This window comes from Caballeronia zhejiangensis (genome assembly GCF_000698575.1).
Classification (GTDB): domain Bacteria; phylum Pseudomonadota; class Gammaproteobacteria; order Burkholderiales; family Burkholderiaceae; genus Caballeronia; species Caballeronia zhejiangensis.
On the sequence record NZ_JFHD01000010.1, the window covers coordinates 15,312 to 34,846 of the forward strand.

Below are 19,535 nucleotides of genomic sequence, written 5' to 3' on the forward strand. Positions count from 1 at the left end.
ATGAAACGTTGTAGCGAGCCCACGCCGAGTATGTCAATGCGGATCGCCCGAAGCGGCGGACGTCGCCGGGGGATTGGTAAGGCTTCCGAATCATCGTTCGAAAGGTTTGCCTTTCGTGCTCCGGCGTTGCGCAGAAGCGAAAAAGCCGCGGCGCGAATGACGCGCCGCGGCTTTCATCAGACCGACCCGAAGCGTTATTCCGCCAGTTGCAGCTTGCCGTCGATGCGGCGGTTCAGGCCGAGCGGATTCGCCGTCTTCAGCGCGTCGGGCAGAAGCGCGTCAGGCAGATCCTGATAGCTGACCGGGCGCAGGAAACGGTTGATCGCGAGACTGCCGACCGAAGTCGAGCGGCCATCCGCCGTCGACGGGAACGGGCCGCCGTGCACCATCGCGTGGCCGACTTCCACGCCCGTGCCGAAGCCGTTCACCAGCAGGCGGCCGGTGCGGCGCTCGAGCGCGGGCAGGACGCGCTTCGCATCGGCGTAATCGGCCTCGTCGATATGCAGCGCCGAGGTCAACTGGCCTTCCAGCGATTCGATCAGATCGATCATCGCGTCGAGGCTCGGGCAACGCACGACCAGCGACGATGCACCGAAGATTTCCTCTTGCAGATCGTGATTCTTGCGGAACGCTTCGGCGGTGGTGACGAACAGCGCCGACTGGCCCTGATTGTCGCCCTTCGCTTCGAGGCCGCGCGCGGCGGTGGTCACGTCGGCGTTATCGGCGGTCTTCGCGACCGAGTTCGCGTACGTCTTGCAGATGCCCGGCGTAAGCATCGTCTGCGCGGCGGTTTCCTTGAGCGCAGCGGAAGCCGCTTCGATGAACTTGTCGAGATCCGGGCCGTCGACGGCCAGAATCAGGCCCGGATTCGTGCAGAACTGGCCCGCGCCGAGCACGAGCGACGAGACGAACGCCTTGCCGATGGCTTCGCCGCGATTCTTGAGCGCGTTCGGGAACAGCAGTACCGGGTTGATGCTGCTCATTTCCGCGTAGACGGGGATGGGTTCCTTGCGCGCCGCCGCGATCTTCATCAGCGCGACGCCGCCGCCGCGCGAGCCGGTGAAGCCCGCCGCCTTGATGCGGTTGTCGGCGACGAGGCCCTGACCGATGTCGCGGCCGCTGTCGAAGAGGAGCGAGAACGTGCCTTCGGGCATGCCGCAGTCCTTCACGGCCTTCTGCACCGCGCGGCCGACGAGCTCCGCCGTGCCCGGATGCGCCGAGTGCGCCTTGACGATGACCGGGCAACCGGCGGCGAGCGCCGACGCCGTGTCGCCGCCGGCGACGGAGAACGCGAGCGGGAAGTTGCTCGCGCCGAACACGGCGACCGGGCCGACGCCGATATGACGCAGACGCAGATCGACGCGCGGCAGCGGCTTGCGCTCGGGTTGCGCCGGATCGATCCGCACGCCGAGAAAATCGCCATTGCGGACGACATCGGCGAACATGCGCAACTGGCCGACCGTGCGGCCGCGCTCGCCTTCGAGACGCGCGCGCGGCAGGCCGCTTTCGATCATGCAGCGCTCGATCAGGTCGTCGCCGATATCGAGGATGTTCTGCGCGATCGTTTCCAGGAACTTCGCGCGCGCTTCGGGCGCGGTTTCGCGGTAGACGTCGAACGCGGCCCACGCGAGGGCGCACGCGCGGTCGAGGTCCGCGAGCGTCGCGCCGCCGAAAGCCGGTTCGATGGCCGCGCCGGTCGAGGCGTTGACGGCCTTGATCGAGCCGTTCGAGCCGAAAACCGATTCCTGACCGATGAGCAGGTTGCCAGTGAGTTGCATGATGTCTCGTCCTTGCTTGGAGTGATTCGCGGCAGCCGCATGTACCGGTTGTACGATGACTGCACCTTGCCCGACTATACGGCTTCGCGTGTGCGCCTGTATAGTGAAACCTTTCCATCGCTTGATCGCTTTTTGGAATCACCCCGCGCTTTCCCGCACGCCGAAAGATGAAGAACACGCTCGATGTATTGATGTCGCGGCTGCGCATGAAGCAGCTTCAACTGCTGATCGCGCTCGACGACCACAAATCGCTGCACAAGGCGTCGAGCGCCATGGCGATGACGCAATCCGCCGCGAGCAAGGCGCTCGCCGAACTCGAATCCATGCTGGAAGCGCCGCTATTCGAGCGTGCGAAGAGCGGGCTGATCCCGAATCCGTTCGGCCGCTGCGTGGTGCGCTACGCACGCGTGCTGGCCGCCGATCTCAACGCGCTCTGCCAGGAAGTCGCGCAGATTCGCGCGGGCACGGGCGGGCGGCTGACCGTCGGCACGATCATGGGCGCGGTGCCGGGCGTGGTCGCGCCGATCGTCAACGAGATGCACGCGAAGCATCCGGATCTGGCGATCGAAATCGTCGAGGATACGAGCGCGCGCATGCTGCCGATGCTCGACGACGGCCGCGTCGATCTCGTCATCGGGCGCTCGAGCGTGTCCGATCAGCCGTCGAAGTATCAGTATCAGCCGCTGGCGGACGAGCCGCTTTGCATCGTCGTCGGTCAGGGTCACGAGCGCACGGGCGAGCCGGAAGTCGGTTTCGCCGATCTCGCGCGCTATCGCTGGGTCACGTATCCGAGCTATATGCCGATGAGCGCATTGCTGGAACGCGAACTCGATCTCGCCGGCCTGCCGATGCCCGCCAATCCGATTTCCACCGCCTCGCCGCTGATGACCGTGACGCTGCTGCAGGAGAGCGCGGAACTCGTGTCGATTCTGCCGGCGAGCGTCGCGAAAGTGTTCGAGCGCCACGGCATGCTGCGCATTCTGCCCGTTCGCATGAAGTCGAAATCGCAGACCTACGGCATCGTCACGCGCAGGGGCGGCGAGCTTTCGCCGGCGGCGCGGCAGTTCGTGCAGATGTTGCGCGAGCAGCGCCGGCCGAACTGACACTCAGCGCGTCGCGACGATGAACAGACGCGGGAAGGGCAGGAGCACGCTGCCGTCGTCGAAAACGGTATATGCGGTTTTCAGGCCGGCGCGATAGCGGTCGAGAAACGCGGCCGCTTCCTTCTCGTCGAGCTTCGCGAGGAACGGCCGCAGCGCCGAGCCCTTGAACCATTCGATGATGGCATCGACGCCGCCGTCCAGCGGATGATGGTACGTCGTGCGCCACACGTCGACGCGCGCGCACAGCGGCTTGAGCAACGCGTAATACCAGTCCGCCCGGAAGCGCGCGGTGCGCTCCACGCCCTTCAGCTTGTCGCGCCAAGGGCCATCGGCGGCGGCTTCGCGCATCAGGCGGTGCGCGGGTTCGTCGAGATTGTCGGGCATCTGCACGGCGAGCTGCCCGCCCTTCGCGAGCTTGCCGGCGAGCGACGGAAACAGCGTCTCGTGATCGGGCACCCACTGCAGCGCCGCGTTCGCGAGAATCAGATCGAACGGTCCTTCTGCCTGCCACGCGGAAATGTCGGCGAGCGCGAATTCGACTTGGGGCAGGCGCTTTTTCGCCGCGTCGATCATGTCGCCCGAATTGTCGACGCCGATCACGCGCGCGTTCGGCGCATGCGCGATGAGCGTTTCGGTTGAATTGCCGGGGCCGCAGCCGAGATCGACCGCCGTGCGCGCGGCTCGCGCATGAGTCGCGTTCAGCAGATCGCGGACGGGGCGCGTGCGCTCTTCCTCGAACAGCGAATATTGGCGCGCTTGCCATTCGGGCGATGATGTCGTCATTGAAGGCTCCAGTCGATGTTCGTCGTGATATCACACGCGATTCTAGATGCACGGGCCGCGCCGATCCAAAGCCGCGCGACGGCCTTTGAATGGAACGCTGAATCCGATGTGCACGCGAGTCATTGAAAAAACTCGGATATGTCCCTTTCGCGCGGGCATCGCGCCTATACTGGCGAAGCATTCGCGGGCGGTTCCAGGCAATATCGGAACTTGCTTTCGCATGCATATCACGAACATCATTCGCGCCGCCCTCCGGCGCCTTAAGCACTCGGGGACTCGCAGATGAGCGACACGTCAGTCGGCGGCTTGAAGGGTCTCGTGGACGCGCTGCGCGCGCAGCAAGACGCGCTCACCGAACGCTGGATGAAGCTCGTGTTCGGCGATCAGGAAGTCGAACATTCGGATCAGCTCACGTATCGGCAGCTTGCGGATCATCTGCCGAGCATCTTCGATGAAATCTGCATCGTGCTGGAATCGCGCAATCTGCGCGACCAGGAAGGCGCGATCGAGCGCGACGCGCGCCAACACGGGCAATGGCGCTGGCAGCAAGGCTACCGTATCGATGAACTCGTGCGCGAGCTCGATCTTTTTCGTCAGGTGTTGCTGCTCGCGATCGGCGAATACGCGGGCGCCCATGACGATCTTTCGCGCGCCGACGAAGAGCACGCGCGCCTCATGACCGATGAAGTCGTGAGCTTCGTCACGCTGGCGTCGATTCGCGAGGCGATCGGCGAGCGCGATCGCAAGATCGACGAATACACCGGCATGCTGGAGCGCGCCAACTACGAGCTGACGCTGCGGCAAAAGCTCATCGGCGATTTGTACGAGACGCGCATGCAGGTCACGCGGCGCGTCGCGCACGATCTGCGCAATTTCCTCAACGTGTTCTCGACGGCGCTGCAACTGGCCGCGCGCTCGGCCGCGAAGCGCGAGACGGCGCTCGGACTGGCGAACCGGCAAGTCGCCGACATGGCGTCGCTCGTCGACGAGATGGTCGAATATTCGAAAGTGCTGGGCGACGATTCGGTGCTGACGGTCGAGCCGTTCGATCTCGTCGGTCTCTTCGACGAGCTGATGCAGGCCTGCCGCGTCGCGACCGAATCGAAGGGATTGAAGCTGATCGGCCATCTCGATCCGGCGCTCGGTGAGGTGACGTCGAACCGGCTGAAGGTGAAGCAGGTCGCGCTGAATCTGCTGTCGAATGCGATCAAGTACACGTCGTCGGGCGAGATCGCACTGTCGATCGCCGCCGCGCCCGATCAGCGCTGGAAATTGCGCGTCGCCGATACGGGCGTCGGCATCAGCGTGGCGGATCAGGAGCGCGTGTTCGAGGAATTCGAGCGCGCCGCCGATGACGACATTCCCGGCGCCGGGCTCGGCCTTGCGATCGTCAAGGAGTTGTCGCGCACGCTGGAAGGGGAACTGCGCTTCCAGTCGTCGAAAGGGCGCGGAAGCGTGTTCGAAGTGACGTTCCCGATGGTGCTGGAACCGAAGGCTTCCGACGCTCAATAAGCGAAAAAAGGCGGACGGGTCGCCCCGTCCGCCTTCCGGTCACCACGACGCCTGAACGATGCTCAGGCCGCCGCTTCTTCTTCGACCACTGCTTCGTCTTCCACCGACGCGCGGATCAGATGGTCGAACGCCGAGAGCGCCGCCTTCGCGCCTTCGCCGACCGCGATCACGATCTGCTTGTACGGCACCGTCGTCACGTCGCCCGCGGCGAACACGCCCGGCAGCGAGGTCGCGCCCTTCGCATCGACGACGATCTCGCCGTGCTTCGACAACTCGACTACGCCCTTCAGCCATTCGGTGTTCGGCACGAGGCCGATCTGCACGAACACGCCTTCCAGCTCGACGTGGTGGCTCGCGCCCGTCGCGCGGTCCGTGTACGTGATGCCGTTGACCTTCTTGCCGTCGCCGGTGACTTCGGTCGTCTGCGCCTCGGTGACGATCGTCACGTTCGGCAGGCTGCGCAGCTTCTTCTGCAGGACCGCGTCGGCGCGCAGCTCGTTGCCGAATTCGATCAGCGTCACCGCCGACACGATGCCCGCGAGGTCGATCGCCGCTTCCACGCCCGAATTGCCGCCGCCGATCACGGCGACGCGCTTGCCCTTGAAGAGCGGGCCGTCGCAGTGCGGGCAGTACGCCACGCCGCGTCCGCGATACTCGCGCTCGCCCGGCACGTTGATTTCACGCCAGCGCGCGCCGGTCGACAGAATCACGGTCTTCGCCTTCAGCACCGCGCCGCTCGCGAGATGGATTTCATTGATGCGGCCCGGCACCAGCTTCTCGGCGCGTTGCACGTCCATGATATCGACTTCGTAGCTCTTGACGTGCTGCTCCAGCGCCGTGGCGAACTTCGGCCCTTCGGTTTCCTTGACGGAGACGAAGTTTTCGATGGCCATCGTATCGAGCACCTGACCGCCGAAGCGCTCGGCGACGACGCCCGTCGCGATGCCCTTGCGCGCCGAATAGATCGCCGCCGCCGCGCCGGCAGGACCGCCGCCGACGATCAGCGTGTCGAACACCGGCTTGTTCTCGAGTTCCTTCGCCGCGCGCGCCGATGCGCCCGTGTCCAGCTTCGCGAGGATTTCCTTCACGCCCATGCGGCCCGAGCCGAAGCTCTCGCCGTTGACGAACATCATCGGCACGGACATGACCTGGCGTTCCTCGACTTCCTGCTGGAACAGCGCGCCGTCGATCGCGACATGCTTGATGCGCGGGTTGATGATCGCCATCACGTTCAGCGCCTGCACGACTTCCGGGCAGTTCTGGCACGACAGCGAGAAATACGTCTCGAACGCGAAGTCGCCGTCGAGATTCTTGATCTGCTCGATGATGGCGTCGTCGAGCTTGATCGGATGGCCGCCGGCTTGCAACAGCGCGAGCACGAGCGACGTGAATTCGTGGCCCATCGGGATGCCGGCGAAGTGGATGCCCGCAGCCTTGCCCGCCTCGCCGATGGTGAAGGACGGACGACGCACGCTGGCGTCCTCTTTCTCGACGACGCTGATCCGCGCAGACAGCGTAGCGATCTCGTCGAGCAGGCTTTTCAGCTCACGCGACTTGTCGCTGTCGTCGAGGAAGGCGACGAGTTCGATCGGCCGGGTGACTTTTTCCAGATACGCTTTTAATTGATTCTTGAGATTGGCGTCGAGCATGGCGATGTCCGTTCCTTGACTTGGGATATTGCAGACGTGTTCCGCCGCGGCGCTGCGAAATTCGCAGCGCCGGACGAACACGTTTTTTGGGGTGAACCTGCCGCAGAACCGCGGCAAGTTCGATACAGCGCTCGTGAAGTACGAGACTTAGATCTTGCCGATCAGGTCGAGCGACGGGGTCAGCGTTTCAGCGCCCGGCGTCCACTTGGCGGGGCACACTTGACCCGGATTCTTCGCGATGTACTGAGCAGCCTGAACCTTGCGGAGCAGTTCGCCAGCGTCGCGGCCGATGCCGTTGTCGTGCACTTCGCACAGCTTGATCTCGCCTTCCGGGTTGATCACGAACGTGCCGCGCAGCGCCAGGCCTTCTTCTTCGATCAGAACGTCGAAGTTGCGCGAGATCGCGAGCGTCGGGTCGGCGATCATCGGATAGTTGATCTTCTGGATCGTGTCCGACGTGTCGTGCCATGCCTTGTGCGTGAAGTGCGTGTCGGTCGAAACCGAGTAGATTTCCACGCCGAGCTTCTTGAATTCTTCGTAGCGGTCAGCCAGGTCGCCCAGTTCGGTCGGGCAGACGAACGTGAAATCGGCCGGGTAGAACACAAACACCGACCACTTGCCCTTCAGGCTTTCATCGGTGACGGTCACGAACTCGCCATTGTGATAGGCGGTTGCTTTAAACGGCTTGACTTGACTGTTGATGATGGGCATTACCAGTTTCCTTTTGGAGTGGTGTTGAAGAAGTAAGTGAACTATACAGGAAAGCTATCGTACTTGCGAAGTGGATTGATTTTATTATCGGGATAGCGCCGGGCTATCGACGCGATATTTTGGCGTTTTCCCGCACAAGGCATTCTGATTGCATGCGCCTTCGCAGGTTCCTTAAACAGACTTGGTCGCTTTCACTTTCATTTCAAGGAGGCAATATGAAAATAGGAATCATCGGAGCGGGGAATATCGGTTCGGTGCTGGCACTGCGCTTCACCGAGAAAGGGCATGACGTGCGTATCGCGAATTCGCGCGGCCCGGCGTCCCTCGCGGATATCGAGCGCGAGACCGGCGCGAAGGCCGTCGAAGCGCGGGACGCGGTGAAGGACGCCGAAGTCGTCGTCGTCACGATTCCGGAAGCCAAGGTGCCGAACCTGCCGAAGGATCTGTTTGCGGGCGTGCCGGCGAGCGTCGTCGTGATCGACACCGGTAACTACTATCCGCAGCAGCGCGACGGGCGGATCGAAGGCATCGAAAAGGGCACGCCCGAGAGCCGCTGGGTCGAGCAGCAGATCGGTCGGCCGGTCGTGAAAGCGTTCAACAATATCTATGCGGATCACCTGAAGAACCGCGGCAAGCCGCCGGGAACGCCGGGCCGCATCGCGCTGCCGGTCGCGGGCGATGACGCGAAGGCAAAGGCCGTCGTGATGATGCTCGTCGATGAGATCGGCTTCGATCCGGTCGATGCCGGCCAGATCGACGATTCCTGGCGTCAGCAGCCCGCGACGCCCGTCTACACCGCCGATCTCGACGCCGCCGGCCTGCGCGCGGCGCTTCAGAAGGCCGATCCGGTGCGCAAGCCCGAATGGCGCGCGACGGACAAGAGTCCCGGCACGTTCGAGCAACCTGCGTAGAAGCGAAAGACCGTACGGTAAAGCGCGGGAACGCGCGCGCGCCGTGAGACAATCTGCAAACTTTCCCGATGGGCTTTAACATGACGAACCGGGCTGGCGCAAAAATGCAGCCGCCGTCCGGCGTCGTGGACTCGCAGATTGACTATGAAAACCGCTTCTCCTACGCAGGACGTGCAGAACCCGCAACACCGCTTCGGCGAGTGCGACGAGTGCGCGGACGTCGAACTCGTGGCGACCGCCACCATTCCGACCCGCTACGGCACTTTCGCTTCGTACGTCTATCGCGTGAAGCACACGGATGTGGAGCACATCGCGTTCGTGATGGGCGACGTGAGCAGCGGCGAACCCGTGCTGACGCGCCTGCACTCCGAATGCGTGACCGGCGATGTCTTCGGCTCGTACCGCTGTGACTGCGGCGAGCAGCTCGATCTGGCATTGCGCTATATCGCCGCGGAGGCTCGCGGGATTCTGCTGTATCTGCGCGGCCACGAAGGGCGCGGCATCGGCCTCGCGAACAAGATCCGTGCATACGCGCTGCAGGAACAGGGGCTCGATACCGTCGATGCGAACCTGCATCTCGGCCTGCCCGACGACGCCCGCGAATACGATTCCGCCGCCGCGATCCTGCGTTCCATGAACGTGAAGTCGGTGCGATTGATGAGCAACAATCCGTCGAAGTTCGACACGCTGCTCAGGCACGATATTCCCGTATGCGAACGCGTCGCGCTCGCCATCCCGATGCGCGAGGAAAACGAGCGCTATATCAAGACCAAGCAGGCGCGCTTCGGGCATTACTTCGACGAGAACGAGTAAGCCCGACAGTGCGCGCGCTCACTGCGCGTCGTGAAAAATTACCCCGAGCATATGCCTGCGTCCCGAGCGCAGGCGGCTCACGCCGTGCTTCATGTTCACCCGATACGGCCCGCGCGTGCCCTGCACCGGCCGATGATGCACCGCGAAGAACACCGCATCGCCTTGCAAAAGCGGTACGACTTCCGCACGCGACTGCATGCGCGGACGCTGCTCCGTCATCACGAATTCGCCGCCGGTGAAATCGTGGCCGGGCGCGGAAAGCAGGATCGCCATCTGAATCGGAAAGACGTGCTCGCCGTAGAGATCCTGATGCAGACAGTTGAAATCGCCGGGCACGTAACGTAGCAAGAGCGGCGTCGGCCGTGTCTGCCCCGCGCGATGACAGCGCTCGATGAACGCCGCATGCTCGCGCGGATAGCGCGTCTCGATGCCCATCACCTCGTTCCAGCGATTCGCGACCGGCGCGAGATGCGGATACACCGCGCGCCGCACGCGTTCGAGCGCGCCCGGCAACGGATACGCGAAGTATTTGTATTCGCCGCGCCCGAAGCCGTGGCGCTCCATCACGACGCGGCTGCGAAAAATGCCGTCGCGATCGTAAAGCGCCGCGAGCGCCTCGCATTCGTCGCGCGAAAAAAGCGCCGACGCCGTCGCGCAGCCGAAGCTATCGAGTTGCGCTTCGAGATCGGCCCAGTCGAGCGCGTCGATGCGATCGCCGATATCGTCTGCCGTCGCGCGTTCGAGCACCTTCATGTCGTTCCTCCGGATGTGCGTGAATTCGAATGAAGTGTGCGCCCGCGACGCGACGCACGCACTCCGGCTCTTGCTGTGCAATTCAGTGCGCGGCCGCAGTCTCCGCGATGCGTTCGTACAGCGCGGCCTTGCGCGCGGCCATCTTCGCGCCGATCGCGACGAGATCCATCTGCGTCTTGCGCACGGCCGGGAAGAGTACGGTTTCCTCTTCCTCGATGTGATGCACCGCGTTTTCCTTCAGCACCTTGAACGTCCCGTCGAAACCGTCTTCGCCGGCGCGCAGGTTCGCGAATCGTTCGATCAGCGTCTTCACCAGAAAATGCTCGACGTAGGCTTCGTCCACGTCGATGCGCCGGTCCGCTTCGAGCGCGTTCTGCGCGCCCGGATACAACAATTCTTCCTCGACGATCGTATGGATCGTCAACAGTTCGCACGCGCGCTGCACGAGCGAGTTCTTGCGCTCGAAATCGTCGTGGTCCGCGCGTTCGAAGGCATCGAACAATTGTTCGATGGCGCGGTGATCGGCTTCGAGCATGTCGAGCGCATCGATGGGTCGCGGGGTTTGAGCGGTGGACATGGGGTTCTCCAATAGTGGGCTCTGTCGGCCCGGTAGCGACATCTGCGTGTCCCCAAGGTGCCGTAAAAAAGCAAGACGAATGCCCGCTATGGATCAGTTAACGGCGGCGGTGCGCGCGTCTAGATAGTGGTATTTCTCGATTCGCTCAAGTCGCGTTGGCGCAGCACTTTCACCTGCCACCACGCGGGCAGCAGCCGCCGCACTTCGGCGCGCGCGAAGCGGTCGTCGATCAGATAAAGCACGCCGCGATCGAGCGGTCCGCGAATCACGCGTCCCGCCGCCTGCACCACTTTCTGCAAGCCGGGAAAAAGATACGTGTACGCATAGCCCTCGCCGAACGCCTCGTGCATGCGCGCTTTCATTTGCTGATTGACGGGATTGAGTTGCGGCAGCCCGAGCGTCGCGACGAACGCACCGATGAGACGCGTGCCCGGCAGATCGATCGCCTCGCCGAACGCGCCGCCCAGCACCGCGAATCCGATACCGCGTCCATCGGCGACGAAGCGCGCGAGAAACTCGCGTTGCGCCGCCTCGCTCATCGCGCGGGACTGCTGCCAGCAGGGAATCGACGGATGACGCGCCGCCAGCGCCGCCGCCACTTGCGTCAGATAGTCGAAGCTGCTGAAGAAGCTCAGATAGTTGCCCTCGGCGCGGAAGTATTGCGCGGCGATGAGATCGGCGATGCGATCCACCGAGCGCTCGCGATCCCGATAGCGCGTCGAAAGATCGGCGATCGCGCGCACGTCGAGCTGATCGGCGGAGAAGGGCGATTCGACGTCGATCCGCACGCTCGATGCCGGCAAGCCGAGCGTATCGGCGTAAAAGTGCGCGGGCGTGAGCGTCGCCGAAAAGAGCGCGACGCTGTGCGCGCGCGCCAATCGCGGCGCGAGATGCGGCGCGGGAATCACGTTGCGCAGGCAGAGCGTGGCATTGCGCTTCTTCGCGTTTGCGCTCGCGTTTGCGTTCGCGCCGGAAAGCGTGATGTCGAAGATCGAATGCGACCCGAAACGCTCCGCGATGCGCGTGAAATGCACGGCATCGAAATAGAAGCGCAGCGTGTCGGGCGTGAAGGCGTCGGGCTGTTCGCCGAGCGTTTCTGTCATCAGCGAAACGGCTTGCCCGAGCGCGGTCAAAAAGCGCGCGGGCGGCTCCGTATGCGCCGCGTACTCGATGCCCGACGCGTGCTGCTCGCTCGCCGTCTCGCTCCAGCTTCGCGCGACGCGCCCGAGCGCCTTCTTGAGCACGCCCGGCGCGCCGCGGCGCATCGCGTTGAAGGCGGACTGATCGAGTGTCGCGGAATACATGCCGCGCGCGCGTTCGACGAGGTTGTGCGCTTCGTCGACGAGCACCGCCACGCGCCAGCGATTCGCCTCCGCGAGCGCGAAGAGCATCGCGCTCGTGTCGAAGTAGTAGTTGTAATCGCCGACGATCACATCGCTCCAGCGCGACAATTCCTGGCTCAGATAGTACGGACAGATGTCATGCCGGCGCGCGACCTCGGCGACCGACGCCCGATCGAGCTGCGTGCATTGGAGCGCGGCGGCGCGCGCATCGGCGAGGCGATCGTAGAAGCCGCGCGCGAGCGGACACGCTTCGCCGTGACACGCGCGATCGGGATATTCGCAAGCCTTGTCACGCGCGACGAGTTCGACGACGCGCAACGGCTTCGCGGCGAGCGTCGTGAGCGCGTCGAGCGCGAGTTGCCGTCCCGCGCTTTTCGCGGTGAGAAAGTAGATCTTGTCGAGCTGCTGGCCGGGCCACGCCTTCAGGAGCGGAAAGAGCGTGCCGACCGTTTTGCCGATGCCCGTCGGCGCTTGCGCGGCGAGACAGCGCTTCGATACCGCCGAGCGATACACCGCTTCCGCGAGCGCGCGCTGGCCGGGGCGGAAATCGGCGTGAGGGAACGCGAGCGTCTTCAGCGCTTCGTCGCGTGCCGCCCCGTGCGCCAGTTCCTGCCGCGCCCACGCGATGAAGCGTTCGCACTGCGCCTCGAAATGCACGGCGAGCGCTGCGGCCGTTTGCGTCTCGACGAGCACGCTTTCGGTTTCATCGACGATATCGAAATAAACGAGCGCGATGTCGATGGCTTCCAGCCCGAGCTTTCGGCACATCAGATGTCCGTAGACGCGCGCCTGCGCCCAATGCAGATGCCGATGATTCTCCGGCATCGATTCGAGCTTGCCGCGATGCGTCTTGATTTCCTCGAGCCGGTTGAGCGCGGGATCGTAGCCATCGGCGCGGCCGCGAACGAGTAGCGGGCCGTAGGTTTCCGAAAGCGAAATTTCCTTTTGATATCCGTCCGGCCGACGGTTCGTCACCGTGGCATGGCCGGCGACGCCTTCCTGCGCGCTCGGCGTCGGCGTAAAGCGTAGATCGAGATCGCCCTGTTTCGCCGTGAACTCGCACAGCGCGCGCACGGCGACGGTGTAGGCGGGCTCGGATACTGTATGCATGTACAGGAGTCTAGCACGCGCCTTTCACGAAGCCGCGCGCAGCAGTTCTCCGAGCGTTTTCATCGCGTTGTCGATTTGCGGCGACCATGGATGACCGAAATTGACGCGCACATGATTCCCGAAATCGTGACGCGCGGAGAAGATCGGCCCCGGCGTCACGTTGATGCCGTGTTCGAGTCCCCGCCGATGCAACTGCATCGCGTCGACGTGATCGGCCAGTTGCAGCCACAGGAAATAGCCGCCGTCCGGCCGCCGATATGCGACGTCGGACGGCAGCCAGCGCGCGATGGCGTGCTCCATCGCATCGCGTTGCACGAGAAGCGCGCCGCGCAGCTTGCGTAAATGCTTGTCGAAGCCGCCGTGCTGCAAATAATCGGCGATGCCCGCCTGAATCGGGACGCTGGTGGAAATGCTCGTCATCAGCTTGAGACGCCGGATCGCATCGGCGAAACGGCCCGCCGCGACCCAGCCGAGCCGATACCCCGGCGCAAGCGTCTTCGACAGCGATGCGCAATGCATCACGAGCCCGTTCGTATCGAAAGCTTTCGCGGGCGGCGGACGATCCTGCGCGAAATGCAGTTCGCCGTAGACATCGTCTTCGATCAGCGGAACCTCGTGCTTCGCGAGCAATGCGACGAGCGCGCGCTTTTTCTCGACGGAAAGCGTCGCGCCGGTCGGATTCTGAAAGTTCGTCATGAACCAGCACGCGCGCACCGGATGCTTGTCGAGCGCTTCGGCGAGCACGTCGAGATCGAGACCGTCTTGCGGATCGACCGGAATCTCCACCGCGCGCAAGCCGAGATGCTCGATAGCCTGCAGCGCGGCATAGAAGCACGGCGATTCGATCGCGACGACATCGCCCGGCTGCGTGACGGCCATGAGGCAAAGCGTGAGCGCTTCCATCGCGCCGTTCGTGACGATGAGTTCGTCCATCGGCTGCGCGATGCCCATGCCGATATAACGCAGCGCGATCTGTCCGCGCAACGCCTCGTTGCCCGGCGGCATGTCGACGACGGTGCTCCACGGATCGAGCATCCGCGCCGCGTGCGCGAGCGACTTCGCAAGACGCTGCAACGGAAAGAGCGCCGGCGATGGAAACGCGGAGCCGAGCGGCACGACGTCCGGGCGCTTCACGGCGTCGAGCACGGAGAACACGAGGCTGCTTACGTCGATGGGCGCGGGTTCTTTCAGCGTCGCGCTCTCTTTCGGCGCGAGTGCGGCGCCCGGCGCGACGTAATAGCCGGAACGTTCGCGCGCGCGAATCAAGCCCCATTCTTCGAGCAGGTAGTACGCGCGAAAGACCGTCGACTGGCCGACGCCGTATTGCGTCGTCAAATGCCGCACCGAAGGCAGCCGTGCACCGACAGGCAGGCGGCCCGCGCGTATCTCGGCGGCCATCGTGTCGGCAAGGGCTTGGTAGCGCTTCATCGCGGGTATCGGTGAAAGGGCGCGAAATTGTCTCACGCTTTATCGACGGAATATCGACACCCCGCCGCGCGTTTAATGAATAAGCGGCTTAATCGCCGTGCCCGCTTTTCAATCTTTCGGAGGTGGTTCCATGAAGCTCGCCAGAATCGCAACTGTCATGCTCGCGCTGCTCGCCGGCCTGCTCGCAGGATGTCAGACCGATGGCAGCTCGGGCGCGTCGGGCACGACATCGAACAGCGGCAGCAGCGGCGGATATTGATGCCGTATTTGCCCGCGGCGCTCGCGGCGTTCAAGTCGGCGCTCGGCAACGATGCGGTGCTCGCGGACGATATCGCTTCGTATCTCGATCCGTTCGCGCCCGGCGATGCATCCGCACACGCGCCATCTGCTGTCGTGTTGCCGAAGGACGTCGAAGGCGTGCGTGCGGCATTGGCGGTCGCGAATCGATATCGCGTGCCGCTCTGGACCGTATCGACGGGGCGCAACTTCGCTTACGGCGGCGCCGCGCCGCGTATGCCTGGTTGCGTCGTGCTCGATTTGCGGCGGATGAATCGCATCGTCGAGATCGATGAAACGCTGGCTTATGCGCTCGTCGAACCGGGCGTGACGTATTACGACCTGTATCGCGCGCTCGGCACGCCGCGGCGCTTCTGGCTCGATCCGCCCGCGGCCGGATGGGGCAGCGTGATCGGCAACACGCTCGAACGCGGTTACGGCACGACGCCATACGGCGACCATGCGGCGAATCAGTGCGGCATGGAAGTCGTGCTCGCGAACGGCGATGTCGTACGCACCGGCATGGGCGCGATGTCGTCGAGCCGCGACTGGCAGGTATTCAAGAGCGGCTTCGGGCCTTCGTACGACGGCATGTTCATGCAATCGAACTTCGGCGTTGTCACGAAGCTCGGCGTCTGGCTCATGCCCGCGCCCGAGGGCTACATGATCTGCCGCTACGCATTCGCGCGCGAGGACGATCTCGAACGCGTCGTCGATACGCTGCGCCCGCTGAAGATGGACGGCACCATCCAGAGCAACGCGGTCATCGAAAGCGCGGTGCGCTGGGCGGCAGGCGTGTCGACGCGCAAGCAATGGTTCGACGGCGACGGCGCGATGCCCGACGACGCCATCGACGCCATGGCACGCAAGATCGGCATCGGGCGCTGGAACCTGCGCTTCTGCCTGTATGGGCCGAGAGCGCTCGTCGAGGCGCGGCGCGATATCGTGCATGCGCGCTTCAGGCCGATCGCGGGCGCGACGCTCTTCGAGATGCCGTATCGCGATGCATCGGTCGAGCCGGAAGGCGGCGGCGATCGCGCGCAAGTCGGCATTCCGGGACTCGAAGCGTTCAATCTGCTCAACTGGCGCGGCGGCTCGGGCGCGCACATCGATTTCTCGCCGATCTGTCCGCCCGTCGGACGCGATGCCGTGAAGCAGGTCCGCATGGTGCGCGAGCGCGCCGCGCAATTCGGCTTCGATTATTACGGCGGATTCACGGCCGGCGAGCGCGCGATGCATCACATCTTCGCGGCGATTTTCGATCGCGACGATCCGAAACAGTCGCGCGATGCCGGCGCGCTCGTCGAAACGCTGATCCGCGATGCGGGCGCGGCGGGCTACGGGCAATATCGCACGCATCTGTCGTACATGGACCTCGCCGCCGCGCAATACGAATTCAACGATCACGCGCTGTTGCGGCTTTCGAAGACGATCAAGGCGTCGCTCGATCCGAACGGGATTCTGTCGCCCGGCAAGCAGGGGATCTGGCGATGACGACACGGCGCGCGTTTCTTATCGCGATGGGCGTCGTGCCGTGGATGCCGTTCGGCGGCGCGACGCGGACATCGGCGCGCACGTGGGTCGTCGACGGGGACTTGCCGCAAGGCGGCATCATCGTGCGGCGCGCGCGTCTGACGGGCGCGCAGATCGCATCTCTGTCGGGCGATGCGGGCTGGCTGTGGATCGAACGCCTGTCGTCGTCGCATGCGATCGGCGGCATCACGCGCTACGCCGATGCGTTCGTGTTGTCTCAACTCGGCGCAGGAGTCGGCATGCGCGCGACGCATCATCGAACGTTCGATGACGGCGCCGTGCTCTGGACGCTGGAACGTTGCTGAACGCGGTTCGCTAAAATGACACGCATCTCAATATTGCCGCGCACGGACGAAACGATGAACGCCACGGACACACGCACGATCGCCGACTGGCACGCGCATGTCTATTTCGATGCCGCGAGCCGCGACGCCGCGTGGCAGCTTCGGCTCGTGATCGAGCAGCGGTTTGCGACCGAATTGCAGGATGGCGCGCTGCGTCTGGGCCGCTTTCACGAGCGCCCGGTCGGACCGCATCCGATGTGGTCGTTCCAGTTGGGATTCGGCGATGCGCTGCTCGCGCCGATGCTCGCGTGGCTCACGCTGAATCACGGCGCGCTCGATGTCTTCATGCATCCGAATACGGGCGACGCGCTCGTCGATCATCGCGACTCGGCGGTGTGGATCGGCCGGTCGCACGAACTCTCGCTGAAGAGTCTGGGCGGTTGAGACGTAAAAAAGGCGGACCGCGTCCGCCTTTTGCTGGATCGCCGGCGAGTTACTTCTTCGCGCTTGCCGTCTTCGACGACACCACGCGCACGGCCGTCTGGCCAGCCACCGAGGCGTCGTTTTGCGCGGCCTCCACCACTTGCTGCGCGGCCTTCTTCGCCGCTTCGTAAGCGGAATTCGCCGATTCCGTCGCGGCATCGATCGCCGTGCGCCACGCCGTCACGACGGCTTCGCTGCCGACCGGCGCATTGCTCGCGAGACTCTCGACGAACGCCTGCACATTGCGCTGAGACTTCGCGATCTGGTCCTGCGCGGCTTCCAGATAGCCGCCGCGCACGCCCGACGCGATCTCATGGACGCCGAGCCAATAGGCCTGAACGCGCTGGGCGCTGTCTTGCAGGTGCTGGTTCTGAAGCGCGAAGAACGCCTGCGGATCGCGCACGGAGAGCGTTCTGGCGATGAGCGCCTGATGCTCGTCGAGCGCCGTCCTGACCGTACGCACGTTCAGATCGATCAGCTTTTCGAAGCCTTCGACGGCTTGTGCGGCGACACCGAACGTGGTGTCGACCCCCGCCTTTTGTGACGCGATTACATTTTCGGGCGCAAGACTGCTCATGCTCGACTCCATATGGAAATTGCCAATTGATTGCCGATGTATTTGTGCAATGCAGCGAACGACTTATTTTAAGGCAAGCGCGTGGTGTGTCAATTGCGTTTTCCCGGCTTGACTTTAAACCACTCAGCCGTTTATTCAAAAATAACAGTGAGCGCAAAGTAAATAACCGGAGCGATTAAGGACTCATCACACATCACACGAATGCAGGTAGAAAAGAAATAATCCTGACCAGTCGGCCTGCGAACGTGCGTTCATTAAACGCTTGCTGCAGGCGTCCAGGCGCGGCCTGTCGTAAACCCCTAAGACAAAAGTTACCGAATGCGTTGTTTCCCCACTTGACGCATTGATGCGTTAATTGGAAGAATCTCGCACTGCAACATGCGCGACGGGCTTTCGGTAGGACGGACGGTTTTCCGGTATTTCTGTCACTGCCGCGTCATCGTGAATCAGTAGGATTCACCTCGCGCTAATGAGCCGGCGCTGAACGGCATAAAGATATAAATCGAGAGACTTGAAGAAAATGGGGCGACATTCCCAAACCCTTGGCCACCTTGAACGCAGTCACGAAGACAACGCCTTGCGGCGCGCCATGGCCGCACGACTCGACCGGGCCTTGCAGAAGGCAAACATCAGTTCCGCAAAAGCCGCTGGCTGGCTCGACGTGAGCGAGCACGACGTGCAATTCTGGCGCCGCGGCATCACGGTTCCGCCGTTCGCGGCATTCAATCGCATCGCGAAGGCGCTGGACATCGATCCGCATTGGCTCTGCACGGGCCAGGCCGAGCGCGCGCACGCCGCCAACTGAGCGTTTCGTTATCGTCAGACATCCGCCGATACGGCCGGCGCCGCCTTGCGTCCATGCAGGAGCACGGTGCCGATGCCGCTCGCCGCGATCACGCACATGCCGATCGCCATCCAGAAGTCGGGCACTTGTCCGAACAGCAACCAGCTGAAAAGGGCGGCGAACGCGAGCTGACCGTAGCCGAGCGGCGTCAGCACGGAGAGCGGCGCGCGCTTTAGCGCCTGAAGCATGAGTCCGTGGCCGGTGGTCGCCATCGTCGCCATGAAGACGACGAGCAGCCAGCTTTCGAATCGTACCTGCGCGAGCGCGGGCAGCATTTCGGCTTGATCCATCCACACGAGCACGCACAGCATGAGCGTCGCGACGAGCGCCGTGAGGAAGTTGGTCGTGATCGCGTCGTCGACGCGCGAAAGATGGCTCGACACCACCTGGAAACACGCGAACGTCGTCGCCGCGCCGATCGGATAGATCACCGTCCAGCTAAACGAGCTGCCGCCCGGCCGCACGACCAGCAGCATGCCGACGAAACCGATCGCGACCAGCGCCCACTTGCTGCGCGGCACGTCGTCTTTCAGCACGAGCGCGGCGAGCAGTGTGGAGATGAGTGGCGCGAGCATCGCGAGGGACGTGCTGACGGGCAACGGAAGATGCCGCAGCCCTGCGAACGTGCACGCGGAATTGGTCAGCAGCAGCACCGCGCGCACGATCTGCAGCTTGACGCTGCCCGTGCGAAAGAGGCCGAACGCGCGGCGGCGTATCTGCCACGCGCCCATGACGATCATCTGGAAAAGATAGCGAACCCAGAGCAAAGCCAGCAGAGGGACGGCGGTGCCGATCAGCTTGACGGTGGAATCGCTTGCCGCGAAAGTCGCGGTCGTCAGGATCATGATGGCGATACCGGCTGCCGTGTTATCGGTATCAATGCGGTATTGCGCCTTGCCCTCTAAGGTTGCCATCGAACTCTCGTGGTAGTGAAGGAACGGTTTTTAGGCCGTTGCTTCAATTCTCCCGGCATCGCAGGACGCTGGCAAGGCAACAGTAAAGTTCTTTTCCGCCGTGTTGCGCACAGGGCACGATGCGGGAAATGTACTAGACGGTTCGAACAATCG

Annotated in this window: 19 protein-coding genes; 9 read left to right on the plus strand and 10 right to left on the minus strand. The window is 63.6% G+C overall.

Annotated features, from left to right (window positions below):
• Positions 1–194: 194 nt before the first annotated feature.
• Positions 195–1,778 carry an aldehyde dehydrogenase (NADP(+)) gene (locus BG60_RS14985; protein ID WP_008352961.1) on the minus strand — a complete coding sequence of 528 codons (1,584 nt, stop codon included), beginning with the start codon at positions 1,776–1,778 and terminating at the stop codon, positions 195–197.
• Between the two features lie 167 nt (positions 1,779–1,945).
• Between BG60_RS14985 and BG60_RS14990 the strand changes: the two genes are divergently transcribed.
• On the plus strand, positions 1,946–2,881 hold the full coding sequence (locus BG60_RS14990; RefSeq protein WP_008352964.1) for a LysR family transcriptional regulator: 936 nt from the start codon (positions 1,946–1,948) through the stop codon (positions 2,879–2,881).
• Positions 2,882–2,884: 3 nt separating this feature from the next.
• Here BG60_RS14990 and tam read toward each other — a convergent pair whose 3' ends face one another.
• Positions 2,885–3,664 (minus strand): trans-aconitate 2-methyltransferase, encoded by a 780-nt coding sequence (gene tam / locus BG60_RS14995; RefSeq protein ID WP_008352965.1) that lies wholly within the window; start codon positions 3,662–3,664, stop codon positions 2,885–2,887.
• 282 nt (positions 3,665–3,946) lie between these two features.
• Between tam and BG60_RS15000 the strand changes: the two genes are divergently transcribed.
• The gene (locus BG60_RS15000; protein WP_008352967.1) at positions 3,947–5,176 is read left to right on the plus strand and encodes a sensor histidine kinase; all 1,230 of its coding nucleotides are present in this window, start codon (positions 3,947–3,949) and stop codon (positions 5,174–5,176) included.
• 62 nt (positions 5,177–5,238) lie between these two features.
• Here BG60_RS15000 and ahpF read toward each other — a convergent pair whose 3' ends face one another.
• On the minus strand, positions 5,239–6,825 hold the full coding sequence (gene ahpF, locus BG60_RS15005) for an alkyl hydroperoxide reductase subunit F (RefSeq protein WP_008352970.1): 1,587 nt from the start codon (positions 6,823–6,825) through the stop codon (positions 5,239–5,241).
• 147 nt (positions 6,826–6,972) lie between these two features.
• Complete coding sequence (ahpC, locus tag BG60_RS15010; protein ID WP_008352971.1) at positions 6,973–7,536, minus strand: alkyl hydroperoxide reductase subunit C; 564 nt, start codon at positions 7,534–7,536, stop codon at positions 6,973–6,975.
• A gap of 152 nt (positions 7,537–7,688) precedes the next feature.
• Here ahpC and BG60_RS15015 point away from each other — a divergent pair, with 152 nt between their 5' ends.
• A complete protein-coding gene (locus tag BG60_RS15015; protein ID WP_075583510.1) occupies positions 7,689–8,447 on the plus strand; it encodes an NADPH-dependent F420 reductase in 759 nt (252 codons plus the stop codon).
• Positions 8,448–8,591: 144 nt separating this feature from the next.
• Entirely contained in the window at positions 8,592–9,260 is a 669-nt protein-coding gene (gene ribA / locus BG60_RS15020) for a GTP cyclohydrolase II (RefSeq protein WP_008352974.1), read from the plus strand.
• An 18-nt stretch (positions 9,261–9,278) separates the two neighbouring features.
• Here the strand turns inward: ribA and BG60_RS15025 are convergent, their stop codons facing one another.
• The 4 genes from BG60_RS15025 to BG60_RS15040 form a co-directional block, all read right to left on the minus strand.
• Positions 9,279–10,013, minus strand: coding sequence for a 2OG-Fe(II) oxygenase (locus BG60_RS15025; protein ID WP_033537062.1), 735 nt, complete (start codon positions 10,011–10,013; stop codon positions 9,279–9,281).
• A gap of 82 nt (positions 10,014–10,095) precedes the next feature.
• Complete coding sequence (locus tag BG60_RS15030; RefSeq protein ID WP_008352978.1) at positions 10,096–10,590, minus strand: hemerythrin domain-containing protein; 495 nt, start codon at positions 10,588–10,590, stop codon at positions 10,096–10,098.
• A gap of 119 nt (positions 10,591–10,709) precedes the next feature.
• A complete protein-coding gene (locus BG60_RS15035) occupies positions 10,710–13,043 on the minus strand; it encodes an ATP-dependent DNA helicase (RefSeq protein ID WP_008352980.1) in 2,334 nt (777 codons plus the stop codon).
• Between the two features lie 24 nt (positions 13,044–13,067).
• Positions 13,068–14,471 carry an aminotransferase-like domain-containing protein gene (locus BG60_RS15040; protein WP_008352982.1) on the minus strand — a complete coding sequence of 468 codons (1,404 nt, stop codon included), beginning with the start codon at positions 14,469–14,471 and terminating at the stop codon, positions 13,068–13,070.
• 130 nt (positions 14,472–14,601) lie between these two features.
• On the opposite strand from BG60_RS15040, the gene BG60_RS39945 reads away from it, so the two are divergent.
• From BG60_RS39945 to BG60_RS15055, 4 genes are read left to right on the plus strand one after another with little or no spacing between them, the layout of a single operon-like run.
• The gene (locus tag BG60_RS39945) at positions 14,602–14,730 is read left to right on the plus strand and encodes a hypothetical protein (RefSeq protein WP_268811676.1); all 129 of its coding nucleotides are present in this window, start codon (positions 14,602–14,604) and stop codon (positions 14,728–14,730) included.
• Positions 14,730–16,241, plus strand: a complete 1,512-nt coding sequence (locus BG60_RS15045) for an FAD-binding oxidoreductase (RefSeq protein WP_008352984.1) — start codon at positions 14,730–14,732, stop codon at positions 16,239–16,241. Before BG60_RS39945 ends, BG60_RS15045 begins: the two co-directional genes overlap by 1 nt.
• On the plus strand, positions 16,238–16,585 hold the full coding sequence (locus BG60_RS15050) for a hypothetical protein (protein ID WP_008352985.1): 348 nt from the start codon (positions 16,238–16,240) through the stop codon (positions 16,583–16,585). The genes BG60_RS15045 and BG60_RS15050 overlap by 4 nt, the downstream gene beginning before the upstream one ends.
• A gap of 54 nt (positions 16,586–16,639) precedes the next feature.
• On the plus strand, positions 16,640–17,008 hold the full coding sequence (locus tag BG60_RS15055; protein ID WP_033537083.1) for a DOPA 4,5-dioxygenase family protein: 369 nt from the start codon (positions 16,640–16,642) through the stop codon (positions 17,006–17,008).
• Positions 17,009–17,057: 49 nt separating this feature from the next.
• On the opposite strand, the gene phaP is transcribed toward BG60_RS15055, so the two are convergent.
• A complete protein-coding gene (phaP, locus tag BG60_RS15060; protein WP_008352987.1) occupies positions 17,058–17,624 on the minus strand; it encodes a TIGR01841 family phasin in 567 nt (188 codons plus the stop codon).
• Between the two features lie 520 nt (positions 17,625–18,144).
• Between phaP and BG60_RS15065 the strand changes: the two genes are divergently transcribed.
• Complete coding sequence (locus BG60_RS15065) at positions 18,145–18,429, plus strand: helix-turn-helix domain-containing protein (RefSeq protein WP_033537060.1); 285 nt, start codon at positions 18,145–18,147, stop codon at positions 18,427–18,429.
• Between the two features lie 14 nt (positions 18,430–18,443).
• On the opposite strand, the gene BG60_RS15070 is transcribed toward BG60_RS15065, so the two are convergent.
• Positions 18,444–19,382, minus strand: a complete 939-nt coding sequence (locus tag BG60_RS15070) for a DMT family transporter (protein WP_008352989.1) — start codon at positions 19,380–19,382, stop codon at positions 18,444–18,446.
• Positions 19,383–19,535 lie beyond the last annotated feature (153 nt).